Consider the following 528-nt stretch of genomic DNA (forward strand, 5'->3'; position numbering starts at 1 on the left):
TGATGCCTTTAGAAACAACCACTGATTTAATTTACAAAAATAAGTTATTACCAAGGTTTCCATTAAAATTAAATATCCCGATTAAACTTGATATTCCATTTCAGTTAAAACGTAGTTATACCATTCCGGTTAAAATTGCTTTTAATGGTCCGGTTTATTTTGAGTTTGACGAATCTATAAATTTGCCAATTAAACATCAGTTTAATCCAAGTTTGAACGTTAACGATGCAATGGAAATGGGGAATATTTCAAGCTTTAATGCCATTATGTATAACTCTGTTCAGCACACTAAAGCTAATTTGGACATGAAGATGGATTTACCTTTACGTAATGTCCATCCTTAGGTAATTAATCAATAAAAATAGATCATGGCTTGCTGTAGGTTTATATCCTGATAAAAAGAAATAAAATAAGCAGCAGGAAAGTAGAATTCTCTCGATTTTCTATTCGAGAATTTTCTGAAAATATGGCAGAATAGGCGGTTTTAGAGTTTTTAGAGGATTGGCAAATGCGCTTTGTTGATGAAGC

At 31.6% G+C, this 528-nt stretch carries 1 protein-coding gene; it reads left to right on the plus strand.

The window, feature by feature from the left end:
• On the plus strand, positions 1-344 hold a 344-nt coding region (locus tag ABD296_RS50245; protein ID WP_344285828.1), incomplete at its 5' end, for a hypothetical protein.
• Between the last annotated feature and the right edge of the window lie 184 nt (positions 345-528).

The sequence above is a fragment of the Actinomadura napierensis genome (genome assembly GCF_039529375.1).
Classification (GTDB): Bacteria; Actinomycetota; Actinomycetes; order Streptosporangiales; family Streptosporangiaceae; genus Spirillospora; species Spirillospora napierensis.